This is a genomic window from Pseudoduganella sp. RAF53_2, from assembly GCF_052113985.1.
Lineage (GTDB): Bacteria > Pseudomonadota > Gammaproteobacteria > Burkholderiales > Burkholderiaceae_D > Rugamonas.
In genome coordinates this window covers 1-2,324 of the sequence record NZ_JBFRDW010000805.1, presented here as the reverse complement: position 1 = coordinate 2,324, position 2,324 = coordinate 1, and the positions used below count along the sequence as shown (strand labels likewise).

At 63.0% G+C, this 2,324-nt stretch carries 1 protein-coding gene; it reads right to left on the bottom strand.

What is annotated here, in order from left to right; translation table 11 throughout:
• The coding region (gene tssM, locus AB4Z11_RS29740; RefSeq protein ID WP_442029488.1) for a type VI secretion system membrane subunit TssM at positions 1-2,324 on the bottom strand (2,324 nt) is incomplete at both ends.

Genomic DNA, 2,324 nt, shown 5'->3' with positions numbered 1-2,324 from the left:
CGGCAAAGCCGTCCAGGTCCTTGATTGCCACGCCCTGCAGGAACTTCTGCCATTCCTTCGCATAATCGTTCTTGTAGGCCTCCACCAGCGATTTCTGGATCTGCTCCGGACTGCCCTCCAGCGTCAGATCGTCTTTGCTGGCGGTCTTCAGCACCCAGTCGGCGCTGCTCAGTTCACGGTTGGCGGCTTCGCGGAAGGCATCGCGAACGAAGCCATCCCAGGCGGCGCGCGTGAAGGCGCCGGAGATCGAATAGCTGCCCATGACCAGTTCGCGATCCTGTTCGCCGACGATGCGGGCGACGGTCATTGCCGGATAGCGGGTGGCGGCGCGCGCTTTCACGTCTGCGTACACGCGTTCGCGCGCCGGCATGCCGCGCACCACGCGGCGCAGCGTAGTGCGCGACTGGTCGACCAGCGCCAGGCGGTTTTCGACTTGCGGCCAGGACGGATCGTTGATCTGCTCCAGATAGAACGCGATCATGCGTTCCGCGCTGCGGATCATCTGTTCGCGCGGCATGGCGCCGCGGTTGGTTTCCAGCCACACGCGCCAGAAGCGCGTCAGCTGGTCATTCAGGTGGCTGGCTTCGGCGCGGTTGCGATCCGCCAGCATCAAGTAGGTTTTCAGCGCGTTGTAGGCATCTTCCACATTGTCGGGTGCCACGTCCTTGAACTGCTGTATGCCTTGCTGTGCCTGGGGCGCCGGCGCATGCGCCTGCGGTTGCAGCTGCGCCGCATTGGCATTGACTTCTGCAAGGAAGGCTTCCAGCGATTGACTCACGGGCTTCAGCATCACTTCACGCAGGCCGTTGAAATATTCCTCGCGCAGCTTGCGTTCCAGAAGCTCGCCCTGGTACAGGCCAAGGCTGACGGACAGCGGGCGGTCATCGCGGAATTGTTGCAGCTGTTCGATGCGGTCCTGCAGGATTTCCATGGCCTCGATGCGGGCCGCCAGGTCCGGCCGCTGCTGTTGCAGTTTGACGGCTTTCTCCAGATCGGCCTGCACATTGGCTACCAGCTGGCGGTTGCCCAGGTAGGACCAGCTCCATCCGCCCAGCAGCAGTCCGCACAGCGCCACCGCGCCGAAGAAGGCCGCGTAGTGCATGCGCGTCTTGGCCGGGCTGGCATACTGCGCGACCAGGTCGCGGTCCGCAAAGATCACGTTGCGGAACAGTTTGAGCAGGAAGTAGCCATGCTGGCGCTCATTGCTGCCATGGCCTGCTTCCYGCAATTGCAGGTCGAAGCGCTGCGCCACGCGGTGCGTGGTAGCCGAGACGCCTTCGCCTTCCTGCAGCGCGCTGGTGAAGTAGAAACCGCGGAACACCGGCTTGAACTGGAAGGGATTGTCTTCGAACAGCGTGGCGATGAAGGCGCGCAGCGGCGCCTTGATGGCGTTGAACTCCAGCGGGAAGGTGAACACGCCGGGCGGCAGCCGTTCGCGCCATTGCAGCGCCATATTGGCCAGGCTCATTTCCTTCAGTCCTTCGTACAGCTCGTCGAAGCGGACATCGAACTGGTTCAGTACCTCCTCGTTCGAATGGTCGCGGCGGTAGGGCAGGGTAGCGCCCCAGACGCGTTCGCGCTCGCCGATTTGGCAGTCCTGGAAGAATTCCGCAAAGCCGTTGATCAGGTCTGCTTTGGTGAAGACGATATAGACCGGCGCGTGGACTTCCAGTTTCTCGGTCAGCTCCTGCACGCGCTGGCGCAGGCTGTGCGCCAGGTCCATTGCAAATTCGGGGCGGCGGCCAATCAGTTCGGCGATACTGACGGCGATGATGATGCCGTTGATCGGCGCCTTGCGGCGGTATTTTTTCAGCAGGCCGAGGAAGCCGAACCACTCTGCGCGGTCTTCATCGTTAACCGAATAGCGTCCTGCCGTGTCGAGCAGGATGCCATCGGTGGTGAAGAACCAGTCGCAGTTGCGGGTGCCGCCTACGCCCTGCACGATGCGGCTGCCCGACAGCGGGAACTGGAGGCCGGAGTTGGCAATGGCCGAACTTTTGCCCGCAGCTGGATTTCCGATGATCATGTACCAGGGCAGCTCGTACAAGGCAGCGCTGCCGGAGCGCAGACCCAGCTTGGAAGTCTTGATGGTGGCGATGGCCTCCAGCATGCGCTTGCGCAGCGCCTCCATTTCGTGGCGTTGCGAGGGATCGGCTTTAGGATTCACGGCCGCTTGCTGTTCGAGCATGGAGCCCAGCTGGCCGGATGCGCGCTTGTTGCGGCGCCAGCGCCAGTACCACAACGCGGCGCCCAGCAGCAGCGCGGCGCCGAATACGCTGAAGGCCAGCGTGTAAGGCAGTTCGAAGAGGGCTGCGGCGAGAAGC